Below are 22,762 nucleotides of genomic sequence, written 5' to 3' on the forward strand. Positions count from 1 at the left end.
AGAGGATTCTGTGCCCTGTTAAGGGATGACAAAGATAAGGAAATTTAATCGATATGCAATCAGCCCTCTTCAACTTATTTGTGTTTTAAGGGCTAAGTATGACTTCTGGGTGATGAAGCAGGTTTTCGAAACAAACATTTAAAAACCTATGGATTGCTGGTATTAAATTTCAATTCACCAAACATGAAAATCTAATTTAGAATAATGTTTGGTTATTATTTTCCCTCATTTGGGCCTGCAAAGGTGCAAGGTTTTTTTAAAAATAAAAATGATACTCAAAAAAAAATCTAAAAAAATTCACTATTCAACTGAAAATCAATACCATATTTTTGAAAGAAATAGACCCTTAAAAAAAGGGTCCTTTATTCAAGTGAGTACTCTTGGATTACAAAATATTACAATGGTTTTAGGACAATGTTCTTCCAATAAACCTTTATACCTCCCCCGTCATGGATTTGCAGCAGGATTCCTCCTTCACCTTCTCCGATTTTTTCATCTGAAAAATCAACCATCTCTACGTCATTTAGATAGGAAATGATCCGGTCTCCAGTTACGATTATTTTCATTTTGTTCCAATCTCCATACTTGAGGGCTGATTCCTTTTCAGGCTCAGGCTTGATCAACCACCCTCTTCCATATGACTCATATATACCACCTGTATGTAGGTTAGGTGGCGCTACTTCGACTTGCCAACCTGAAACTTTGGTACCATCTACTGTAGATCGGACAAATACACCGCTGTTCCCATCAGCCTCTTGCTTGAATTCCAGATTTAGTTCAAAGTCCTTGTAATTTTCTTTGGTTCCAAGGTAGCCATATTCCTTATTTGGTCCGCTTTCAGAGATCAGCAACCCATCTTCTACATACCATTTTTCCGTTCCGTAAATTTCCCAACCAGTTAAATCTTTTCCATTGAACAAAGTGATTTCATCATTTCCACCACAGCTGATGATCATAAAGATACCGAAAATGAAAAGGGAATAACGCATTAATTTCTTCATAGGGTTTTGATTTTGATGTTTTTAAACCACACTTCGCTGCCATGATCCTGCAGGGCAATCAGACCGGTTTTTGATTTGGCATAATCGGGAAATTCATCCCACTTTCCAGAATTTCTACGTGCATTCCAGTCCTCAGAGTATGGGATGAATTCAAGCGTTTTTTTTCCATTCAACCAATAACTTGCACCCTGTTCTGAAAACACTATTCTGGATTCATTCCATTCGCCAGCTGGTTTGACAGCCCCTTCAATATCCGGTGTATACATGGCATAATCAGCTGCTAGGGCTTGCCAATCCTCTATAGGCTCAGGAAAACCCAATTGGTCCAATACCTGGTATTCAGGCCCGGTTTCATAGGGAGCGGCATATTTGGGATCTTCCACCACATGGTAAAATACCCCACTGTTACCACCTGGGGCAATTTTCCAGGTAAACTCCATTTCAAACTCCTCAAACTCCATAGGACCAAATACAATATCACCTCCTATGTCTCCTCCCGTTCCCAATGCTTTCAAAGCACCGTCTTCCACTATCCAACCCTCAGGAAACGCTGTCCCGTTGAAGGCCCTCCATCCGTGGGGATCTTCACCATCAAAGAGCAACATCCACCCTTCACTTCTTTCATCGTTTGTTAACCTATTATCACCCACCTCCTCGATTATTTCTTCTTCATATAGCACTTCTTCCGTGGTTTCCGTCCCACAGGCAAACAAAATCCCGGTTGCCGCTAAAACCAAAACAAATTTTTTCATCATGTCTATTTATCAAGTTAGGGTCATGTTAACTGGGTCCCAATTAATGAATTTATTTTGAAAGTAACTATCGTTGCACAAAAGTGCAGGGGCGGCAGCTCTGAATCCAAATACCGGATCTTCTACCACTTTGCCTCCTGTGCGGATGGCGTCAAAAAAATTGGCAAAATGATCATAGTGGGCACCTTTGTAATCCCTTTCGGCCGCATAAGTCATTTCCCTAGGTGGAAGAATTTTTGCCCTACCCACATTGTTACCACGCAATTTTGCCTGCTCCTGAAGAAAGGGGTCATCTTCTTCCGCATTCCCGTTAAGCTTGACGACCACCTCTTCCCATTTCACATCCATGGCCCCTTTGGTGCCCACAATTCTCAAATAGGTGGTGCCGCTCGTTCCATCTACGAAATTGCAACGAAGCGAAAGGTTAAATCCAGGATGCTGCTCTGTGGATGGATAATCAAAGGTGCCTAAAAGGATATCAGGCACTTCCCTGCCATCTTTCCAGTAGCGCAATCCTCCCATGGCCGCAATCTTGTTGGGCCCATGAGAATTTGTTATAAAATGTAGTGAGGAAAACAGGTGGACAAATAAATCGCCTGACATCCCTGTTCCATAATCGAGGTAATTTCTCCATCGGAAAAATCGCAGCGGATCCCAGTCCCTGCTTTTGGTATTGGCAAGGTACCTTTTCCAATCTACAGTTTGCGGACTTCCATCGGCTGGTATTTGATATTGCCAAGCCCCTTCAGGAGAATGTCGGGCCCAAAAACCTTCCGCATAAACCAAATCACCTATAAGCCCTGACGCAAGTAATTCCTTGGCTTTTTCATTTCCTAATGATGACATCCCCTGACTGCCTATTTGCATGATTTTCCCCGATTCCTTCCATGCTTTGATTACAGCCATGCCTTCATCCACGGAATGAACCATCGGTTTTTCACAATAGACATGCTTACCTGCCTTCATGGCGTCTATGCTGATCTGCTTGTGCCAGTGATCAGGGGTGGCAATGATTACGGCGTCTACATCTGTTCTTCTGAGCAGTTCTTGGTAATCTTTGGTCAAAAAAAGCTGATCATTCCATCTCTTTTTTGCACTTTCCAATCTGCCCTGATAAAGGTCACATACAGCTACCAAAGTGACATTTTCATGTCTTAATGCGGTATTGGTATCTTCTATTCCCATGATACCTGCTCCTATCAGGCCCAACTTGATCGGCTGATCAGCCTTGTGGGGAAAATTTCTGCTTAACCATGTTTTTATTTCTCCCTCTTCGGCAAATGCCATAGGAGACATGGCAGCAGCCGCACCAGTCAGTCCTAGGTGCTTCAAAAAGCGCCTTCTGTTGTTTTTCATGTTCAGAAATATTTTGAGTTATCTTGCATTGGGTGGCAAAAGTTAATTAAATTTTTTAATAAAGTATGCCATTTAGTTCGATAATTTCTATTTAATAAACAGGGGCTTTGGTTAGGATTTTTGAATTTGGTTTGACTTCATGTTACTTTTTCAATTACATTGAAGTAGGAAATTGGGATTAAATTAGCCTTAATCACAATTTTAGGGGCTAATAAGCCTCTGATTCGTAAATTTTTTGAAAAAGTAAACTGATATCCCTTTGAAGCACTCTTGGGTTAAGGGTATTGTTGTCCTTGTGTTCGGCGAGAACCTGTACCCTTGCCACGGTGTCCAAAAAATCAGTGCGATAGAGAGTATATTCCATAGTGACTCTGTGAGAACTCTGTATGGGATCACTTCCTCCTACTACATTCCTTTGATGGTGGTTACCGTATTCGGATAAAGCAGTCAGTTTGCCATATCGAAATGGTTTTTTTTCCAGTACTTTGACATCTAGAAGGTAGATTACTCCCAGGGCATCATACAAAGCCTTTTTCATCCGGTCGGTGGTGAAATCATAGATACCCGCGGATTTGAGTTCCAGTTCATGGTAATCATTGTCCCAGATTTCCAAGAAGCCATGGTGCCTGAGTTGCTCGGGAATGTTCTCTTGAAAAACCTTAAAATCTTCGTAAGAAATGTTTTTGGGAAGGTTGACCAGCAGAATCTGATCCATCTCTAAAGGTTGAGAAAAAGGATTGATCTGAACCTCTTTAACCTGATAATAGCCTATACTACTGCTACAAGCACAAATTCCAATTAAACACATTAGCAAAATCCTAGGCATACCTACATATTTATTTATCAGTTACGAAAAGCCTTATAAGATGTTGTAGTCCTTCCGCTTATATCCAAGTTACTGCAATTGCTACTTTACTAAAGAAAAATGGTATACTTTTCTCAATGACATAGGTTTTCACCTAACCCAAAATATTTGAAAGCTGTTCGAAATAAGACCCTGACTTTAATAAACTGCTCCCATACCATGAAAATACCTCCCCATCCACCATACGCACTTTTGATTTGGGTAAAGCTTTTTCAAAATCCCTCAGGTGTTTGGTTTTGAAAGGAAAAGGCTCCGAACTCAACAAAAGGTATTCTGGATTTAATGATTGTAGCATTTCCATTTCCAGGACAGGGTATCTGCTTTTCCTCATTAAATTTTCAAAACCGGCTTTATGGAGCATATGGTCTATAAAGGTTCCAGCACCTGCAGCCATCAATGGGTTTTGCCAGATCAGATAAACGACAGATCCCAATCTTGGCCTAGGCTTTTCCAAGGTCTTTTTTATGGCTTCACTCAAAGCCTTCGCTTTTTCGGAAACATCAAGCAATTGGCCCAAATGATGGATCAAACTGTAGGCATCCTCTAGATTATTCACCTCACTAATCCAAACAGGGTAAGATTTTTCTAATTTTTGAATCGATTCTAAATCATTTTCTTCTTTGTTGCCTATAATCAGATCAGGCTTCAAGGCAGAGATGCTATCCAAGTTCAACGTTTTGGTTCCCCCTATGACGGTTTTCCTTTTTTTAAGACCAGCTGGATGTACACAAAACTTAGTCAATCCCACCAGCCGGTCTTCCAAACCCAAATCCACCAACAACTCTGTCTGAGAAGGCACCAAGGAGATGATCCTTTGGGGATAATTCTTCAATTCAATGGTTCTATTCAGTTGATCGGTACTTGAAATCATTGGCACTTGGCTTTCTTTTGATCGTTTTAAATGGATGTTCAATTATCCTTCAAACTTTCGGAACACATTGTTTCAATCATTCTTTAACATTTGACCCTAAATGTTTCAAAAAATGTCGATGAACTTTTTAAGATTTTTCAGCACATGCCATTTCTAAGCTAGATAGAATTACAGAGGAATGTTCCCGTGCTTTTTCCTGGGCAATTTATCCACCTTATTTTCCAACATTTTAAAACCCCTGATCAATTTGTCCCTTGTTTCGGAAGGCATGATCACTTCATCGATAAAACCACGGTGAGCAGCTCTATAAGGATTGGCAAATTTGGCTGTATAGTCATCCACCTTTTCCTGTAATTTAGCCTCAGGGTCATCCGATTCGGCTATTTCTCTTTTAAAGATGATTTCAGCAGCTCCTTTTGCACCCATCACCGCAATCTCTGCTGTAGGCCAGGCAAAGTTTAGATCTGCACCAATATGTTTGGAATTCATCACATCGTAAGCCCCTCCATAGGCTTTACGTGTAATGACCGTGATTCTGGGAACGGTAGCTTCCGAAAAGGCATATAGTAACTTGGCACCATTGGAAATGATTCCGTTCCATTCTTGGTCTGTTCCTGGAAGAAACCCGGGAACATCTACCAAAACAAGCAGTGGTATATTAAAACAGTCACAAAACCGAACAAAACGGGCTGCCTTCACGGAGGCATCATTGTCCAATACCCCTGCAAGAGATTGGGGTTGATTGCCCACCACTCCAATACTCCGGCCAGCTATTCTTGCGAAACCCACCACCATGTTATCCGCAAAATCTTTATGCACTTCCAAAAAGGAATCCTCATCTGACAAACCTTTGATTACGTCCCGCATGTCATAGGGATGGGTGGGGTTTTCTGGGATGATGTCATCCAAAACATCCCTGATTTCGTCCTCTTTAATCTCGTAATGATAATCAGGTGCTGTCTCTTCACAATTTTGAGGAATATAGCTCAGGAGGTTCCTGATGTGTTTGATGCATTCCAACTCATTGGGACAGGCAAAATGGGTGACACCGCTTTTGGTACTATGTGTTCTTGCGCCTCCAAGTTCCTCTGCAGTTACCTGCTCCTGAGTCACGGTCTTAACTACATTGGGACCCGTTACAAACATATAAGAGGTGATTTCAACCATCAAAATAAAGTCAGTGATCGCCGGAGAATACACCGCACCACCTGCACAGGGCCCCATGATAGCCGAAATCTGTGGAATCACTCCGGAGGCAAGGGTATTGCGGTAAAAGATATCTGCGTATCCCCCTAAAGAACTCACCCCTTCCTGGATTCTCGCTCCTCCAGAATCATTCAATCCAATGACAGGTGCGCCATTTTTCATGGCCATGTCCATTATTTTACAGATTTTTTCTGCATGTGTCTCAGAGAGAGAACCCCCAAATACTGTAAAATCTTGAGAGAATACATAGACAAGTCGTCCGTTGATCTCTCCATATCCTGTTACGACTCCATCTCCCAGATAATGTTCCTTGTCCAAGCCAAAGTCTTTCGCCCTATGGGTGACAAATTTGTCGATTTCCTGAAAGCTCCCTTCATCCAATAAAAGATGTAGCCGCTCCCTTGCTGTCAATTTTCCTTTTTTATGTTGGGATGCAATGCGGGCTTCTCCTCCACCCAAGAGGGCCTCTTCATTTTTCTTTTTGAGCAGGTCTGTTTTTTCCTGATTTCCGGGTAAGGTATAAATGCCTTTGGTCTGACTGTCCATTGATTTTTGGTAGAAGGTTTTTCCAAATATAAGGAGCTATCCCAAAGGGAGAAAATTTTCTCCTTGTAAAGCTTTTTATTCGGGGTTTTCTAAAGTCACTATTGGAATAAAAAGTAGCATGATTTCTCTTTAACTCATACATTAATAGCCTAAGTATGTAAAAAATTTCATTCATCAAATCCAGGTAAGTTAATTTAATTTCCAATGCCCCTCATCAAGTAGCACGGGGCTAAAGTTTAATTTGGCTTATTTGAGCATGGTTTTTAAATAAACTTTATATATTCGCACATCTTAATTTTAGGCCTAAGAGAGGAATATGAAGGCAGCTGTGATTGACTTAGGCACCAATACTTTTCATTTATTATTGGTGCAATTAAAAGAAGATGGATTTGAGACCATCTACAAGGAAAAAGTGCCTGTAAAAATTGGCCAAGGAGGTATTTCCCACAATTATATCGCTTCTGACGCTCAAAAGAGGGCTTTCCATACCCTGAAACATTTTAAGCACCTCATTGATGGAGAGGGTATCAATCAGGTTTTCGTATTTGCGACAAGTGCGGTGAGGAATGCAAGCAACGGACGGGAATTTGTCAAGGAAGTCAAACGTCAGTTAGATTTTGAGGTGCAGGTAATCAGTGGACAAGAAGAAGCCCAATTGATTTATGAAGGAATCAAACTGAGTGGTTCTCTTAACGGTGCCACTTATTTGATGATGGACATCGGAGGTGGATCAGTTGAATTTATCATTGGCACCAAAGAAGAGGTGCTTTGGAAGCAGAGCTTTGAAATAGGAGGACAAAGGATGTTGGACTTGTTTCATTACCATGACCCAATACTTCCTGAAGAAGTGGAAAAACTCAATGAATATTTGCAGGAAAAGTTGGGTCCTTTGATCAAAGCCGTTGCCCAATTTCAACCCACAGGACTAGTGGGTGCATCTGGAACTTTCGATACGCTCACCGACATGTATTTTGCTGCCACCCAACAAATCAAACAAAAAGGCCAGCAAGTTTTTAATTTACCTAGAGAAGCCTTTGAAAACCTGGATCAAAAGTTAATCACCCAAAACAAAACAGAAAGGTTGAAGATTCCAGGTATGATCGCCATGAGAGTGGATATGATCGTAGTGGCCTCCTGCCTCATTTCCTTTATCCTTGATAAACTTCCAGTGAACAACATTATCTGTTCTAACTATGCACTTAAAGAAGGGGTAATTGCTCAATTGATCCAAAATATTGCCCCAGTGAACAGTCCTGACTGATTTATAGCCTTGTAAGGTTATTTAAATTGTAGACCCAACCCAATTGTGTAAAATTGATATGACTTTCACTTTTGATCACCTTTACCAATTCACCAAAGAAATTCTACTTCGAATAGGTTGTCCTGAAAAAGATGCCGCTCTTGCTACTGATGTATTGCTTTCAGCCGATTTGAGAGGTGTGGACTCCCATGGAGTAGCCCGTCTTTCTGGTTATGTACGCCTTTGGGAAAAAGGAAGGATCAATTCCCAACCTCATATTCATGTGAGCTACGAAACACCAAGTACTGCAGTAATAGATGGTGATGGTGGTTTGGGATTGGTAGTGGCCCCTTTTGCCATGGAAGTCGCTATGGAGAAAGCAATAATTGCTGGAACCGGCTGGGTATCGGTTAAAAACTCGAACCACTACGGCATTGCCGGCTACCATGCCATGATGGCTTTAAAGCATGACATGATCGGCATTTCCCTGACCAATGCCAGTCCTCTGGTCAGCCCTACATTTTCAAAAGAAAGACTTTTAGGTACAAATCCCATCTCTGTGGCCATTCCGGCTAAAAATCAACCTCCATTCGTCTTGGATATGGCAACTACCACTGCAGCGAACGGAAAGCTAGAAATGCTTCAGCGAAAAGGAGAAAATGCCCCCCTTGGCTGGATTCAAAATGAAAATGGCTATCCAACTACTGACCCCAAAGGGGTAAAAGCCGGTGGTGCCTTGCTCCCCCTTGGTGGAGACCGTGAACATGGTTCACACAAAGGGTATGGTCTAGGTGCAGTGGTGGATATTTTCTCGGCGGTATTGTCAGGTGCCAACTATGGACCTTGGGTTCCGCCCTTCGTAGCATTTTTGGAGCCTGATCCCAATCCCGTTGGAGTTGGACTTGGACATTTTTTCGGTGCCATGCGGGTGGATGCCTTCAGGCCTGCTGAGGAATTTAAATCCCACATGGACAATTGGATTAGCCGCTTTAGGGCAGCAAAAACCACTCCTGACCATGCAAAAGTACTGATTCCCGGTGATCCGGAGCGAGAACTGGAAGCCGAGAGGAAAAAAAACGGGATTCCTTTGATTCCTGCTGTCGAAACTGACCTCAGGGATCTGGGTAAACGATTTGGAATTGAGTTATAAAATAAGTCAATCCTTTATTTTTTCTTCATAAAGAATATGGGTATTTCTGGATCTTTGAATCCTTTGGTTTGGCCCACTAACCGAAGTAGGGGTTATGTCGTTTTTAAAAAAGAGAGTTAGCATTTGTTGAGGTATTTTAATTCTTAAATTTTAAGGAGATTTGAAATGGCTAAGCTTAGTTGTCTCTTAAACAGGAGCCTTCTCAAAAGAAATTTGTTTGGATATGCGCTTTTTGTAAATTGAGAGGTAATTTTAAGCAAACCTAAGAAACCTTATTCCATGAAAACCTTTTCGCCAGACCGCAGACAATTTTTAAAAGGAAGTGCCGCTACCCTAGCATTGGCTAGTATGGGTTTGATGGGGATGGATTATATCCGCCCTGAACAACCCCTTCAGGTAGCGCTCATCGGAACTGGCTGGTATGGCAAAATGGATCTTTGGCGGCTGATTCAGGTGGCTGAAGTAGAAGTGGTAGCACTTTGTGATGTGGATCAAAACCACCTTCGGGAGGCTGCTGAGATGACTGCCAAAAGACACCTTTCCGGCAGAAAACCCAAAACTTACAGTGATTACAGGGAACTTCTTGCCAATCACCAATTAGACATAGTATTGATTTGTACTCCTGACCATTGGCATGCCCTACAGGCCATTGCAGCTATGAAAGCAGGCGCCCATGTTTATCTACAGAAACCAATCAGCGTTGATGTCATCGAAGGAGAAGCTGTGGTGGCGGCTGCTAAAAAATACAACAAACAAGTACAGATAGGCACACAGCGGAGAAGCACTCCACACCTGATAGAAGCCAAGAAAACTGTCATAGACAGTGGAAAGCTGGGAAAAATATCCCATGCGGAGATCTGCTGCTACTTTCACATGAGGGCAAATAGAAATCCGGATGAAAAGCCAGTTCCGGCTTTTTTGGATTATGATTTTTGGACTGGTCCGGCTCCTTTACGTCCCTATGATGACCTGCCTCACAGAGGCTGGTGGAGAGCATTTATGGAATATGGAAATGGCATCGTGGGAGACATGTGTGTGCATATGCTGGATGCTGTCCGCTGGATGTTGGATTTGGGCTGGCCGCATCAAGTCAGCTCTACAGGAGGGATTTATGTCCAAAAAGCCAGTAAATCCAACACTTCCGACACCCAAACAGCCATTTTTGAGTTTAATGAATTGAATGTGGTTTGGCAACACAGGACTTGGGGAAATCCAGTGGATCCGGAATACCCTTGGGCATTCAAGATTTATGGTGAAAAGGGGATGTTAGCGGGAAGCCCGTTTAAGGCAGACTTCTTTCCCACTGATCCAAAAGAGGAAAAAATCCATTGGGAAGCCCTTTATGAAAGGGAAAAATATCCTGAAGATACTAAGGAAGAAGGTATTGAAATCCATGCCGTTCCGGCAACGAGGAGACATCTACAGAATTTGTTGGAATCGGTGTCCAATGGCCAATCACCGGTTGCCGATGTGATGGAAGGGCATATTTCCACCGCCTCCTGCATTCTGGCAAACCTTTCCATGAAATTGGGTCGGCCTTTGCACTATGACCCTGTTAAAATGGAAATTCCTGGCGATCCTGAAGCCACTGCCCTACTGAGAAGGCCCTATAGAAGCCCTTGGGTCCACCCTGAACCAGATCAAGTTTAATGGATCAAACCATTTTTTTAGATCGAAGGCCAACATAGGTAAACAAAACCATGGATTCCTTTTTCTGTAGATAAGAGGTTGGATTTTCATGTAGGCTACATGAAAATTTACATTTAATTGATATGCTTTCACATCCCTTATAAGTACTTCACTCTCATCTTTTTCAGTTCTCTTTCAAGGTTTTGTCTTATTTTAATCCTGCTGGAATTCCTGCCTAATTTTTGTTTTGAAGTAAAAAATTACAACCCATTGTAGCATTTTTAGAGGTTGGTTCGTCTTGGATAAGAAAACAAAACTAAACCAACATGATGAAAAATGATTGTAAAGGTCCTTTGACCAGGACCATGAATTCCTTGCTTTTGCTGGCTGTGACCTTATTCACTTTCACTGCCTGCCTCAACAACAATGACGGTACCCCAATACCTCCAGCAGCTTTTGTCTCATTTTATCATGGTGCACCGGATGCACCGGGACTGGACATTCAGGTTGACAACAGGCGAATAACCAACAATTCTTTCAATTTTACAGAGTACATCAACTACAACCGCTTTTTTACCGGGAACAGGGCTTTTCGTTTTTCAGCATTCAATGCAGTAAATACACTTTTGGATACTACGCTTACTTTTCAGGTTGATAAAGCCTATTCCATTTTTCTTGCCGATGAGGTGGCCGCTTTGAAAGCCTTGGTAGTAGAGGACATTTGGACAGATCCCACCGAGGGCAATGCCAAATTCCGAGGGGTGCATCTATCCCCTGATACTGAGGGGATAATCCTCGAGATCACAGAAGATGAAACTGAGGAAACCTTGGAACTAGATTTTATGGAGGCTTCGTCCTTTGAATCCCTTCCTCAAGGAAATTACACTTTTACCGTAAAAAATGCAGAAGGGGAAACTTTGGTCAGTGCTCAGGACATTGAAATCAGAAGTAATAGGATTTATTCTTTGGTTTTCCGAGGTTTTCAGACCCCTCCGGCTGAAAACAGCAACGGTTTAAGTTTACAGCTGATTACGAATCACATTATTTTTTGATATCTTTTGGGTGAGTAGTAAATCCCGGGTGCTGGCATCCGGGATTTTTTTTGACCTTATTGGGATAAAATGGGTAGAGAACGATCAATCCTTTTGGTGTTCCATCCCGTACGGGACGGGATTTCTCTCACGGCAACTTGGCTACCCACATAAAATACCTAAAGGCATTTGACGAAAGATTTTGCTTTTTCTGTTGGCCTTACGGCATCAAATGAAACGCCCACTGGCCTTTTATTTCAAATTCTCATCAAAAACCATTTATCTTTCTCTATCGTATTGGATCTCTTTAAAAAGATATCGTTCCTCATATGTAACCTCAAACTTTTCCAAAAACTCTCGATATTCCTCCAAAAAACTTTTTTTTCTATGCTTTGTTTCTTGATTTTTAATATAGTCAATTACCTTATCTACATGGGATTTACTGTATGAAAATGCGCCATAACCATCTTGCCAAGAAAATTTACCCCTCACAAAACCTTTTTGATTGATCCATTTGGAGCTATCTCCTTTTATATCCTGCATTAAGTCCGACAAAGATTGGTTGGGTCTCATACCTATCAATATGTACATGATCCGGCATCCCATTTATGGCCAATAATTTATGGTTATTGTTTTTGATTATACCAGCAATGTATTTATATAATTCCTCTTTCCAGGGTTTTAGGATTATGCAATCTCTGTTTTTCACTGTAAAAATCACTTGTATATGAATTTGGGTATAGGTATTTGCCATGATCAATCAATGTAAAAATATCCGAGAACAGCCTAATCACTAATTTGATTAAAAATATCTATTTTCTTTTAAACTAAAAATACCCAATATCGGGTATTTATGCAGCTAAATCGAAGCTACTCAATTCAAATCCTCAAACTTTTACAGCTCAAAGTTCGCTTCTTCTGCCTACTATTCTCTGGAGGATATATGTTTAACAAATGTATGGTATTTTCAATAGCCCATCAAAGTCAAAGGATTTAGAGAGCTTTTTTTCAGAAATTCCGCCCATAAAAAAAAGTGCCTACCCAAGGCAGACACTTTTTGTTATTTTTCTAAAACTGATTGCTCAAGTTTTAGACTATGGAATATCGAAAATTACTTCTTTCCGCCCTCCATTTTCTCTTTCAATTGTGACAAGGCATCCAAGTCACCTAAGGTAGACTTTTCAGCTGAGTTGTCTGTAGTGGCGGCTTGCTTTTTGGCAGCTGGTTTTTTGGCTGCTTTTGGAGCATTCGCTTCCTCTTTGAAAGTGGCGGTATGGGAAAGTACAATTCGCTTATCGTCTTTAGAGAATTCAGTGACTTTGAAATCTTCAGCATCACCTATTTCTACCTGTGATCCGTCTTCTTTTTCCAGATTTTTGGAAGTGGCAAATCCTTCCAGTCCGTAAGGAAGCTCCAATACAGCTCCTTTATCATTTTTGGAAACCACAGTACACTTATGTACAGACCCTAGTGGGAAAACTGATTCGAAGGTATCCCAAGGATTCTCTTCCAATTGTTTGTGTCCCAATGCCAGTCTTCTGTTGTCCACATCCAATTCCAAAACAACAACATCCAATTCATCCCCAACTTTCACAAATTCGGATGGATGCTTGATTTTTTTGGTCCATGAAAGGTCAGATACGTGTACCAATCCATCGATACCCTCTTCCATTTCCAGGAACAAGCCGAAGTTGGTCAGGTTTCTTACGACACCTTTGTGCTTGGTACCAACCGCATACTTGGTGTTCATGTCTTCTTTGGTCCAAGGATCTTCGGTCAATTGTTTGATGCCCAAAGACATTTTTCTGTCGTCTTTGTCCAAGGTCAAAACTACCGCTTCGATCTCATCACCCACTTTTACGAAATCAGCTGGATTTCTCAAATGCTGTGACCAAGACATCTCGGATACGTGGATCAAACCTTCTACGCCTGGGGCCAACTCAAGGAAAGCACCATAATCGGCAACATTGACAATTTTACCTTTCACTTTGGAACCAATTTCCAAAGTAGCAGACAAGGAATCCCAAGGATGAGCAGTCAATTGCTTCATGCCCAATGAAATTCTTTTCTTGTCATCGTCGAAGTCAAGAACCACAATCTGAACTTTATCGTCCAAGTTAAGCACTTCTTCGGGATGGTTGATCCGACCCCAGGAAATATCGGTAATGTGAAGCAGACCGTCTACACCACCCAAATCGATGAATACCCCGAAGTTGGTCATGTTTTTGATCACCCCTTCCAATACCTGACCTTTTTCCAGGTTGTTGAGGATTTCTGCTTTTTGCTTCTCTAGGTCTTTTTCGATCAGGACTTTGTGAGAAACGACTACGTTATCATTGGCGTGGTTGATTTTGACCACTTTTACTTCCATCTTTTTACCTACATAGATGTCAAAATCCCTGATAGGCTTCACATCTATCTGAGAACCGGGAAGGAAGGCTTCAACACCGTAGATGTCTACGATCAGACCACCTTTGGTTCTTCTTTTGACTAGACCTTCGATGACATTGTCAAACTCAAGTGCATCTTCAATGTCCTGCCATGCCCTCACCATTTTGGCTTTCTTTCTGGAAAGTACCAGCTGTCCCAAGGAATTTTCCTGCTCTTCAATGAAAAGTTCTACCTCGTCACCGATGTTCAGTTCGGCAAGGTCACGGAATTCACTCCTTGGTACCAGCCCATCGGATTTGAAGCCGATGTTGATGATCACATCTTTGTCATTGATGCCTACGATCGTACCTTTGATCACTTCTTTTTCAGTGATTTCGTTCAAAGTCTGATCATAGAGTTTCTCCATCTCGGCTTTTTCCTCTTTGGTATAGCCTGTTCCGAAACCCTTGGTTTCAAATTTGTCCCAGTTAAAATCTGTTGTATTTGGCATAATAAATAATTGACTCTGGTAATCATCAGCCCTAGAGTCGTGAGGCTGAGGTTTTTAGTGTTGTAGATAAGCCTTTGATATTGAGCAGCAAAGACCCCATTCACCTGAACGGACTGCAAAGGTACAATAAATTTGTAAACTGAAATACAGCCATAAGGAAAAATTATAGTTGCCAACGGGTTCAAATTCCAAACCTAAAGTTAAAAAACGTGTTTCTAGCTTTCTACGATGGTATTCTTGGTTTTAATTCTATCGTGTCAAGGTATTTTCCGTTCAAATATAAGCCTTCCTGTTCCTGCTGGACCATTGGCTGTCATTGGGGTGAAGATCAGTTGAAAATCATTCACTTCATGCAGAGAACATTTTTTGATGACCTCTCTTTCTGTTTCTCTGATGGTCAGTGTGGCTTCCTCATCTATTTCATAAGTTGCTTTTCGGGTAAAAACATTCCTCCCATCTACTTCTGTAAATTCCAATTGACCGGATGGTTTAAAATGGTAAAAAGTGTTTTCCAACCTGAACTGAAGCTGTCCCTGTATCAATTCTCTCTGCCAAGGTTCTGCCTCTAAATAAAATTTGGATGAAAGTACCTGATCCTTGTTGTCAAAAGTAACCAATTGCCAACTCCCAACAATTTTATCACTAGATGTATCATTTTGGCCAAAGACCAAAAGGGGAAAGCAAAACAGAAGGATTATTGGAAATTTGAACATGAAGGTCTTCTTTTGATCAATGACGATCCAAAATGAGATTTAGTTTGTCAGGATTGCATTTTAATTGATATGGAGATTTAATCCGCCTTTGCAACTTGATTGTCATCAAACAGTTTTCAAATCCAGAAATGGCAACCATTCCTCCGCATTTCTCTCGGCATACTCTGCAAGAAAGTAAGACAATGTTGGTTTGAAAGGGGGTTGTCTCATCACAAACCCTACTTGCTCAGGTGTTTTGTCCCCCTTTTGGGTGTTACAGCGATGGCAGGCAGTCACCAGATTTTTCCAATTGGTTTGACCTCCTTTGGATCTGGGCAAAACATGGTCTATGGTGAGATGTTTTCTGGATCCACAATAAACGCATTCATGATTGTCTCTTCGATAAAGGTTGTTTCTATTGAGCAATACCCCTTTGTAAGGAATGTTTTTGTAATCATGCAACCTGACAACAGCAGGATAAGGGAAAGACTTATCCACTGTTCTGACACTAAGGTATTCATAATGCACCAAAGAGGAAACCTTGCCCAAAAAAGAAAGCACCAAAGCTTTTTGCACTGTGACGATGGCCACGGGGGTATGATCAAGGTTAAGCACCAAAACTTTCTTTTCCATTTTATACCTCAATTAAACGTCTGATTTCAAAAACCTGATGTAGAAGTGAATTGTTTTGTTTGCCTCCTATCTTGGAAAACTGAACTTTTTCTCTCATCACTTTCCCTCTGACATGGATAATTTCATCTTTTCCAGATATCAGGCCAACATGATGTGGTATACCTTTTTCGTTTGAAAAAATAATCAAATCTCCCGGTAATCCTGCTTCAATGGATTTACTTTTTCCCAAATCTATCAATTGGGAAATAAATTTGGGTAACCTGTACCCACCGATTTTGTAAACCAGTTGTATAAAACTCCCCGTACCTACTCCATACAAACTTCTCCCACCTGAAAGATAAGGTGCATTGACAAAGATATCGGCGATTTCCATCAATTCTTCCCTACTGGCTTTTTTGATAAAATCCCTGGTTTCGCCTTGAAGGGAAATGGTCTTCTCTAAATCAAACAATTCATTATTGCCGATCCGGAGTTCGCTTCCGGGAAGCAAATACATGCTGTTGCCTTTGAATTGGATGGTGGTAATGGGTGAGGTGGTGATTTTGAAATCATCGACCTGGTAATTGGTATAATCATCTAAGGAAAGTGATTCGTATTGTACAGAAAAAATCCAGCCGGTCAAATTGAGTGAAGGTCTAAAAATCTTCATCCATTTAAGATCTTTTGAACTGCTGATAACTTCGTAGGTTTCCCCAAATAGCAATTGTGTCATGAGACCCGAGCCGTGCCTGGGCTCTAAATAAACCCCTATCAAAGGCAGTTGACATATCCCGTATTTTTTTTCAGAAGGCCATTCGGTCGAGTTCTCGTTTTGCATCTTTTTTCTTTATATCATCTCGTTTGTCATGGGTTTTTTTGCCCTTGGCCAGCGCAATCTCCACTTTGGCCAAACCTCTATCATTGATAAATATACGAACCGGAATGATAGAAAGCCCTTTTTGATCAAATTTACTCTCTAATTTATTCAACTCCTTTTTTTGCAACAGAAGTTTTCTCTCTCTGGTAGCCTCATGGTTAAAATGGGCTGCCATACTGTAAGGGGCAATGTGCATTTGTTTGATATACAGCTCACCTCTTCTGAAATAACAAAAAGCCTCTACCAAAGATACTTTACCCTCTCTGACAGATTTGATTTCGGTACCTTTGAGACTTATGCCAGCAACATATTTGTCCAAAAACTCAAATTCAAAACTGGCTTTCTTATTTTTAATGTTGATGATTTTTTGTGTGTTTTTTGCTTGGGCCATGGTTATATTTTCATTTTGGCGATGGGGGTTACTTCCAAATCTGTGAATTCCCCCTTAATAAATTTGTAATGGGCTGCCATAGCAATCATGGCAGCATTGTCAGTGCAATATTCCAGCTTTGGGACAAAAACCTCCCATCCCAGTCTTTCAGTAGCAGCTTCCAGTTCTTTTCTAAGTCCTGAATTGGCAGATACTCCTCCTGCAATCGCAATGGTATTTATGTGATGATGTGCCGCTGCCTTTTCAAGCTTCAACATCAACATTTTAATTAGGCTTTGCTGCACAGAGGCGGCAATGTCTTCCAGATTGTTTTCAACGAAATGATTATCTTTTTTGAGATTATCCCGTAAAAAGTAAAGGACTGCGGTCTTTATACCACTGAATGAGAAATTAAGTTCCGGCATTTCTGTGATTGGAAAAGAAAATGCTTTTGGATTGCCTTTCTGGGCCAACCGGTCCAAGTATGGACCACCCGGGTAAGGAAGCCCCAAAAGCTTCGCTGTCTTGTCAAAGGCTTCACCTACTGCATCATCAAGGGTTTCGCCGATCACTTCCATGTTCAGAAAATCTTTTACCAAGACCAACTGGGTATGTCCACCGCTTACCGTAAGGCAAAGAAACGGGAATTCGGGTACTGGTTCATCTATAAAATGAGCCAGAATGTGGGCCTGCATGTGGTTAACTTCAATAAGAGGGATCTTAAGGGCATAGGCAAACGCTTTGGCAAAAGAAACTCCCACCATCAAGGCACCCATCAAGCCAGGTCCCCGAGTGAAAGCAACTGCTGAAAGGTCCGACTTGGTAATTCCTGAAGATTGAAGCGCTTCATGGACGACCGGGATCAGGTGTTGCTGATGTGCCCTTGAAGCCAATTCAGGCACCACTCCTCCATATTTTTCATGGATGGATTGCGTCGCCACAATATTATTAAGTATTTTGCCATTAGATATAATGGAAGCCGATGTCTCATCGCAAGATGATTCAATTGCCAGTATATTGATATTCATAATGATCCCTTGAAAAAGAAGTCGAAATTTACAGAAATTTTATGGAAAGCCTCCAAAGTGTGCCTAAGGGCTTTTGGGATAATTCTTTTATTTTTGATCATCCTAATTTCTCTTCTTCAGGTCCCCGCTATCCAAACCCGCGTCACGGGTTACCTGACCACTTCTATCAGCAACAAAACCGGTTTTAAAACTTCCATAGAAAAAGTAAACATCCGATGGTGGGACGCCATTAGTCTCAATGGCATCACAGTATATGATCAAAAAGACAGCCTTATGGCACGGCTTGATGAAGTCTACATTGATTTTTCCCTGGCTGGTTTGTTTGACCGGGACAACCCTGGCTTTGATGAGGTCAAATTAAAGGAGGGTGAATTACGCATCATCACCCATGGTTTGGGGGAATCTCCCAACCTGACCATCTTTATTGCAAGGCTGAATGAAATGCTTAAGCCTGAAGTTCCCAAAGAAAGAAAATCCCCTCTTCGTTTCAATATCAGCCATATTACCCTGGAAAAAACAGCAGTGGATGTATTTAATTATACCATTTCAGACATCCTTACGGGATTTGACTATGGTAAACTACGGTTTAGAGATTTGGTAGCTGATGCGGAGGATTTCTATATCAAATCTGACACCATCAGTTTCAAGATCAATTTTCTACGGGGGGAAGAGGCTACCTCGGGACTTGATTTTCAGCAATTGAAAGCCAATTTCACTTACTCAAATTCCTTTATGGAATTTGACAACCTGCTTTTGGTTTCCAACCAAACCCGAATTAAAGATTACCTGAGGTTTGATTATGCCAACGTCGCAGCTTTGGGGAATTTCAATGAGGAGGTGGACATCAGAGCAAACCTGGACCAAACAATCCTCGATTTACAGGACCTTAAGGTTTTTTCCAGCAATATTCCGGATTTTGATGACCGAATCTATCTGAGTGGAGAAATTCTGGGTAAAGTGAGTGACCTGTTTTCTGAAGAACTTTTGATTCGGTTTGGTGAGCGGACGGCCCTTTTTGGAAAGTTTTCCATCAAAGGTTTACCTGTTTTAGAGGAAACTTTCTTTAGGCTTTCACTGGTTAATTCCACCCTCAGAAGCGATGACCTTACCCCATACATTTCTCCGGAAGCAGAAGCCGAGGTGTCCAAATTCAGAGATATCAGATTCGATACGGAGTTTACAGGATTTTTAAACAACTTCTCTTCCAAAGGAAGCTTTAGAACCAGCATCGGCAATATCGAGGGTAACCTCAATTTCAGGCTTGCCAGAAATGTCCCTACTTACAGCGGTAATCTGGCAGTAAGAAATCTTGATTTGGGAATTTTAACCGAAGAACGGGAACGATTCCAAAAGGTCACTTTCAACGGAAGAATTCAAGGAACAGGATTAACAGCCAATACTGCCCTGATTTCAGTCAATGCCAATGTTCGAAACATAGGCTTTAGGGATTACAATTATCAAAACATACAAACCAATGCCACCTACGGTAAGGACTTATTCAGTGGAGAGTTGAACATCAAAGACCCCAATGTCCATGGAAACTTTAAAGGTACTTTGGACCTTCGGAACGGGAAGGATTCCACCAAGCTTGTAGCCATGGTAGATACGCTGCATTTACAGCCGCTTGGATTTGCTGACAGGGACATCAGTATTTCGGGTAAATTTGACCTTGACACCAAAGGCATCACTGTAGATGATGTGGAAGGTATTGCCAAATTCAGCAACGTCACCGTGGGCTATGATGACAGAAGTTTCAGCATAGACAATTTCTTCTTTCAATCCCTGTTCACCATGGACCGGACTAGGATGATCTCCCTTAATTCCGATCCATTGGTAGCAGGAATTTCAGGAAACTTTAAGATCAGTGATGTCATACAGGACATGGAAAACCTTTTTGAGGACTACAAAGCCATATTGACCAATAAAGAGCCACCCATCCGAACAGCTGAGCAGGAAAATACGGAGGAATATACAATTGATATTTCCTTGAATCTCTATGATATCAACCCGCTTATCCACTTAATTGAACCCAAAGCCAGTATTTCCAAGGGAACCAAAGTTGAAGGCGCATTTTACAAAACAGCAGACAATACGGTGCTCAACTTTTACTCCAGTGTAGACACCCTGATATACAATGGCAACCTTTTTCTTTTCAATGATGTGGATTTGAATACGGCCAAACTGAAAAGTAGCAGCGATGTGTTGGCTGCTTTTTATGTCAATTCCAAAAAGCAAAGGTTTGGAAAAAATCTTGAATTTGACAATTTTTCCCTTGAGTCACTCTGGAACCAATCCAGCATAGGCGTAAAAATATACACAGACCAACTGGCTACCGGAAGCTATGCCAATATCTCCAGTAACGTTTTCTTTTATGAAGACAACATCACCATTTTGGTAGATTCTTCAGATATCAAACTGATTGATAAGTATTGGCATTTTGATGAGGACAATTACACCATTTTTACTAGAAATGGCATAGAATTCAATAACTTAAAAGCCTACAATGAGAATCAGTTTATTTCGGTAAATGGATTGGTAAGCACTGACCCTGAAGAAGCACTGGCTTTAGAAATCAATGATTTTAATTTGGAATTTTTCAATACCCTGGGACCTCAATCCTATACCGGCACCGCCAATGGCATGTTTGCCTTCAGCAGCCTATTTGATCAACCCATCATCAATGGAAACCTTTCTTTGGGTGAGTTCTATATCAACAATTTTCTGATTGGGGATATCAATGCTTCCACTTATTTGGAAAACAGCAAGATCAATCTCACCATGGAGAATTTCAGGGAGGACCTCAAGGTGATTGAGGTCAATGGCTTTTTGGCCACAGAGGATGAGGGGCTACAACTAAGAGCCATATTTGACCAGGCCAACCTCTCGGTTCTGGAGCCTTTTCTTTCAAATTACATCACTGAAATGGGAGGCAATCTGAGTGGTGGTGCAGACATCACAGGTTCCCTTACCCGACCGATAGTCAATGGTACAGGTCGACTTGATGAAGGGACATTCCGCATCAACTACCTCAATACCCTTTATAAGCTAAATGGAAACATTAATTTTTCCCAAGGACAAATCAGCTTTCAAAACTTGGCCATAACAGACGTCCAAGGCAATCAGGCCAATATGACAGGGGACATCAAGCACGCCGGTTTCAGGGACTTTGTCATGAATATCGGGACTGATATGCGCAACTTTCAAGTGCTGAATACCACTTTAAGACAAAATAAACTTTTTTATGGCCTCGCTTATGCCACGGGAAGGTTAGATATCAAAGGGGAGGCATCCAACTTAGATATCATTGCCAAAGCCACTTCACAACCCAATACGAGGATTTATATCCCAATCGGATCCACAGATGTACAGGCTCAGGAAGATTATATACGCATCATAAATGTAAGAGATACCGCCAGTTTTACTGTTGAAGGGAGGTCGGTGGAGAAACTGGCCATCAATAACATCCGAATGAATTTTGATCTTGATGTGACTCCCGATGCTTATGTGGAAATACAAATTGATCCCAGAACAGGCGAAAATATTCAAGGCAGAGGGAAAGGGGTTTTAAAGCTCAATATTGATACCCAGGGTGAGTTTTCCATGACCGGAAATTATGAGATCACAGATGCCAAGTACAATTTTTCACTTTACAATGTGGTCAGAAAAGAATTTAAAATTGAACCCGGAGGGCGTATTTCTTGGTTCGGAGACCCTTATGAAGGCATTATGGACATCAGGGCTATTTATCAGGAAAATATAGCCTTGAATTCTCTCCAAACCCTTCAGGTCAATCCTGAATTTGAAGACCCAAATCTGCGAAGGAGATTTCCGGTCAGAGTCAACATGGATTTGAGGGGAAACCTGTTATCTCCTGACATTGGTTTTGCCTTTGATTTCAGTGAATTTCCGGAAGGGGAAATACAGACCACCATTTCTGCTTTCAACAACCGGATTGCCAATGATGAACAGGAAAAAATCAGACAGGTCTTTTCGGTCATCATGTTACGGCGGTTTTCCCCCGAGGGACAGTTTGCAGGGGCCGGGATAGGTTTTTCCAACCTCAGCCAACTTGTATCTTCCCAACTAAACAGCCTGGTAGCTCAAGTAGACCAAAACCTTGAAATAGATTTTGACCTAGGAACTTTAGATGAGGCAGCATTGGAAAGTTTTCAACTTAGGTTGGCGTATACCTTTTTGGATGGTAGGCTGAGGGTAACCAGGGATGGAGGTTTCACCGATCCACAAGGCAATTCCAATATCAATACCATTGCAGGTGACTGGCAGGCGGAATACCTGCTATCAGAGGACGGTCGCTACCGGATAAGGGTCTACAACCGGACCAACTTCAACAATGTGCTGAGCTCACTTAATCTCGCCAATCAGGTCAATACCTACGGAGTTGCTTTTTCCCAAAATATATCCTTTAATTCATTTAAAGAGCTTGTTGAAAATATTCGGAAAAGCAAAAATGAAAGGCTAAGAATAAATGATACTGATGATTTCCTTAGGTATGGAGAAGGAAGAAACCCTGAAAATGAAAATCTTCCACTCCATGATGCAGAAAACGATTTTATAAAAGTTCAAATGGCTGAGCCTAAGCTCCCCATTGAGAAAGAGGAATAATCACCAAACTTTTTCAGCCTCACGGGTTATAT

Annotated in this window: 17 protein-coding genes and 1 pseudogene; 5 read left to right on the top strand and 13 right to left on the bottom strand. The window is 41.4% G+C overall.

The window, feature by feature from the left end; genetic code table 11:
- Positions 1-395 precede the first annotated feature (395 nt).
- The 6 genes from H1A14_RS12445 to H1A14_RS12470 form a co-directional block, all read right to left on the bottom strand.
- Positions 396-956: a 3-keto-disaccharide hydrolase gene (locus H1A14_RS12445; protein ID WP_228527777.1), complete on the bottom strand. Its 561-nt coding sequence runs from the start codon at positions 954-956 to the stop codon at positions 396-398.
- Positions 957-997: 41 nt separating this feature from the next.
- The gene (locus H1A14_RS12450) at positions 998-1,753 is read right to left on the bottom strand and encodes a 3-keto-disaccharide hydrolase (RefSeq protein ID WP_194776799.1); all 756 of its coding nucleotides are present in this window, start codon (positions 1,751-1,753) and stop codon (positions 998-1,000) included.
- Between the two features lie 12 nt (positions 1,754-1,765).
- Positions 1,766-3,109, bottom strand: coding sequence for a Gfo/Idh/MocA family oxidoreductase (locus H1A14_RS12455; protein ID WP_194776596.1), 1,344 nt, complete (start codon positions 3,107-3,109; stop codon positions 1,766-1,768).
- A 208-nt stretch (positions 3,110-3,317) separates the two neighbouring features.
- Positions 3,318-3,824 (bottom strand): hypothetical protein, encoded by a 507-nt coding sequence (locus tag H1A14_RS12460; protein WP_194776597.1) that lies wholly within the window; start codon positions 3,822-3,824, stop codon positions 3,318-3,320.
- A gap of 244 nt (positions 3,825-4,068) precedes the next feature.
- Positions 4,069-4,845 (bottom strand): ABC transporter substrate-binding protein, encoded by a 777-nt coding sequence (locus tag H1A14_RS12465; protein ID WP_194776598.1) that lies wholly within the window; start codon positions 4,843-4,845, stop codon positions 4,069-4,071.
- Between the two features lie 168 nt (positions 4,846-5,013).
- Positions 5,014-6,597: an acyl-CoA carboxylase subunit beta gene (locus H1A14_RS12470; RefSeq protein ID WP_194776599.1), complete on the bottom strand. Its 1,584-nt coding sequence runs from the start codon at positions 6,595-6,597 to the stop codon at positions 5,014-5,016.
- A 316-nt stretch (positions 6,598-6,913) separates the two neighbouring features.
- Here H1A14_RS12470 and H1A14_RS12475 point away from each other — a divergent pair, with 316 nt between their 5' ends.
- From H1A14_RS12475 to H1A14_RS12490, 4 genes are all read left to right on the top strand, one after another.
- A complete protein-coding gene (locus H1A14_RS12475; protein WP_194776600.1) occupies positions 6,914-7,858 on the top strand; it encodes a Ppx/GppA phosphatase family protein in 945 nt (314 codons plus the stop codon).
- A gap of 58 nt (positions 7,859-7,916) precedes the next feature.
- Positions 7,917-8,987 carry an Ldh family oxidoreductase gene (locus H1A14_RS12480; protein ID WP_194776601.1) on the top strand — a complete coding sequence of 357 codons (1,071 nt, stop codon included), beginning with the start codon at positions 7,917-7,919 and terminating at the stop codon, positions 8,985-8,987.
- A 279-nt stretch (positions 8,988-9,266) separates the two neighbouring features.
- A complete protein-coding gene (locus H1A14_RS12485; RefSeq protein ID WP_194776602.1) occupies positions 9,267-10,637 on the top strand; it encodes a Gfo/Idh/MocA family oxidoreductase in 1,371 nt (456 codons plus the stop codon).
- A gap of 305 nt (positions 10,638-10,942) precedes the next feature.
- The gene (locus H1A14_RS12490) at positions 10,943-11,668 is read left to right on the top strand and encodes a DUF4397 domain-containing protein (protein ID WP_194776603.1); all 726 of its coding nucleotides are present in this window, start codon (positions 10,943-10,945) and stop codon (positions 11,666-11,668) included.
- A 258-nt stretch (positions 11,669-11,926) separates the two neighbouring features.
- On the opposite strand, the pseudogene tnpA reads toward H1A14_RS12490, so the two are convergent.
- The 7 genes and pseudogenes from tnpA to tsaD all read right to left on the bottom strand — a co-directional run bounded on the left by tnpA (position 11,927) and on the right by tsaD (position 18,107).
- Positions 11,927-12,401 (bottom strand): annotated as a pseudogene (tnpA, locus tag H1A14_RS23420) (IS200/IS605 family transposase).
- A 357-nt stretch (positions 12,402-12,758) separates the two neighbouring features.
- A complete protein-coding gene (rpsA, locus tag H1A14_RS12500) occupies positions 12,759-14,528 on the bottom strand; it encodes a 30S ribosomal protein S1 (RefSeq protein ID WP_194776604.1) in 1,770 nt (589 codons plus the stop codon).
- Positions 14,529-14,785: 257 nt separating this feature from the next.
- Complete coding sequence (locus H1A14_RS12505; protein WP_194776605.1) at positions 14,786-15,241, bottom strand: hypothetical protein; 456 nt, start codon at positions 15,239-15,241, stop codon at positions 14,786-14,788.
- 105 nt (positions 15,242-15,346) lie between these two features.
- Entirely contained in the window at positions 15,347-15,853 is a 507-nt protein-coding gene (locus H1A14_RS12510) for an HNH endonuclease (RefSeq protein ID WP_194776606.1), read from the bottom strand.
- A 1-nt stretch (position 15,854) separates the two neighbouring features.
- Positions 15,855-16,670: a C40 family peptidase gene (locus H1A14_RS12515; protein WP_194776607.1), complete on the bottom strand. Its 816-nt coding sequence runs from the start codon at positions 16,668-16,670 to the stop codon at positions 15,855-15,857.
- Positions 16,636-17,100, bottom strand: coding sequence for an SsrA-binding protein SmpB (smpB, locus tag H1A14_RS12520; RefSeq protein ID WP_194776608.1), 465 nt, complete (start codon positions 17,098-17,100; stop codon positions 16,636-16,638). The genes H1A14_RS12515 and smpB overlap by 35 nt, the downstream gene beginning before the upstream one ends.
- A 2-nt stretch (positions 17,101-17,102) precedes the next feature.
- The gene (gene tsaD, locus H1A14_RS12525) at positions 17,103-18,107 is read right to left on the bottom strand and encodes a tRNA (adenosine(37)-N6)-threonylcarbamoyltransferase complex transferase subunit TsaD (RefSeq protein WP_194776609.1); all 1,005 of its coding nucleotides are present in this window, start codon (positions 18,105-18,107) and stop codon (positions 17,103-17,105) included.
- A 93-nt stretch (positions 18,108-18,200) separates the two neighbouring features.
- Here tsaD and H1A14_RS12530 point away from each other — a divergent pair, with 93 nt between their 5' ends.
- Positions 18,201-22,730, top strand: a complete 4,530-nt coding sequence (locus H1A14_RS12530; RefSeq protein WP_228527762.1) for a translocation/assembly module TamB domain-containing protein — start codon at positions 18,201-18,203, stop codon at positions 22,728-22,730.
- Positions 22,731-22,762: the final 32 nt, after the last annotated feature.

It is taken from the genome of Pararhodonellum marinum (genome assembly GCF_015354735.1).
Lineage (GTDB): Bacteria > Bacteroidota > Bacteroidia > Cytophagales > Cyclobacteriaceae > Pararhodonellum > Pararhodonellum marinum.

Coding starts and splice junctions, on each gene's coding strand:
- H1A14_RS12490 (WP_194776603.1), top strand. CDS start 10,943: ATGATGAAAAATGATTGTAAAGGTCCTTTGACCAGGACCATGAATTCC.
- H1A14_RS12475 (WP_194776600.1), top strand. CDS start 6,914: ATGAAGGCAGCTGTGATTGACTTAGGCACCAATACTTTTCATTTATTA.
- H1A14_RS12470 (WP_194776599.1), bottom strand. CDS start 6,597: ATGGACAGTCAGACCAAAGGCATTTATACCTTACCCGGAAATCAGGAA.
- H1A14_RS12445 (WP_228527777.1), bottom strand. CDS start 956: ATGATCATCAGCTGTGGTGGAAATGATGAAATCACTTTGTTCAATGGA.
- tsaD (WP_194776609.1), bottom strand. CDS start 18,107: ATGAATATCAATATACTGGCAATTGAATCATCTTGCGATGAGACATCG.
- H1A14_RS12505 (WP_194776605.1), bottom strand. CDS start 15,241: ATGTTCAAATTTCCAATAATCCTTCTGTTTTGCTTTCCCCTTTTGGTC.
- H1A14_RS12510 (WP_194776606.1), bottom strand. CDS start 15,853: ATGGAAAAGAAAGTTTTGGTGCTTAACCTTGATCATACCCCCGTGGCC.
- H1A14_RS12460 (WP_194776597.1), bottom strand. CDS start 3,824: ATGGATCAGATTCTGCTGGTCAACCTTCCCAAAAACATTTCTTACGAA.
- H1A14_RS12450 (WP_194776799.1), bottom strand. CDS start 1,753: ATGAAAAAATTTGTTTTGGTTTTAGCGGCAACCGGGATTTTGTTTGCC.
- rpsA (WP_194776604.1), bottom strand. CDS start 14,528: ATGCCAAATACAACAGATTTTAACTGGGACAAATTTGAAACCAAGGGT.
- smpB (WP_194776608.1), bottom strand. CDS start 17,100: ATGGCCCAAGCAAAAAACACACAAAAAATCATCAACATTAAAAATAAG.
- H1A14_RS12465 (WP_194776598.1), bottom strand. CDS start 4,845: ATGATTTCAAGTACCGATCAACTGAATAGAACCATTGAATTGAAGAAT.
- H1A14_RS12455 (WP_194776596.1), bottom strand. CDS start 3,109: ATGAAAAACAACAGAAGGCGCTTTTTGAAGCACCTAGGACTGACTGGT.
- H1A14_RS12480 (WP_194776601.1), top strand. CDS start 7,917: ATGACTTTCACTTTTGATCACCTTTACCAATTCACCAAAGAAATTCTA.
- H1A14_RS12485 (WP_194776602.1), top strand. CDS start 9,267: ATGAAAACCTTTTCGCCAGACCGCAGACAATTTTTAAAAGGAAGTGCC.
- H1A14_RS12515 (WP_194776607.1), bottom strand. CDS start 16,670: ATGCAAAACGAGAACTCGACCGAATGGCCTTCTGAAAAAAAATACGGG.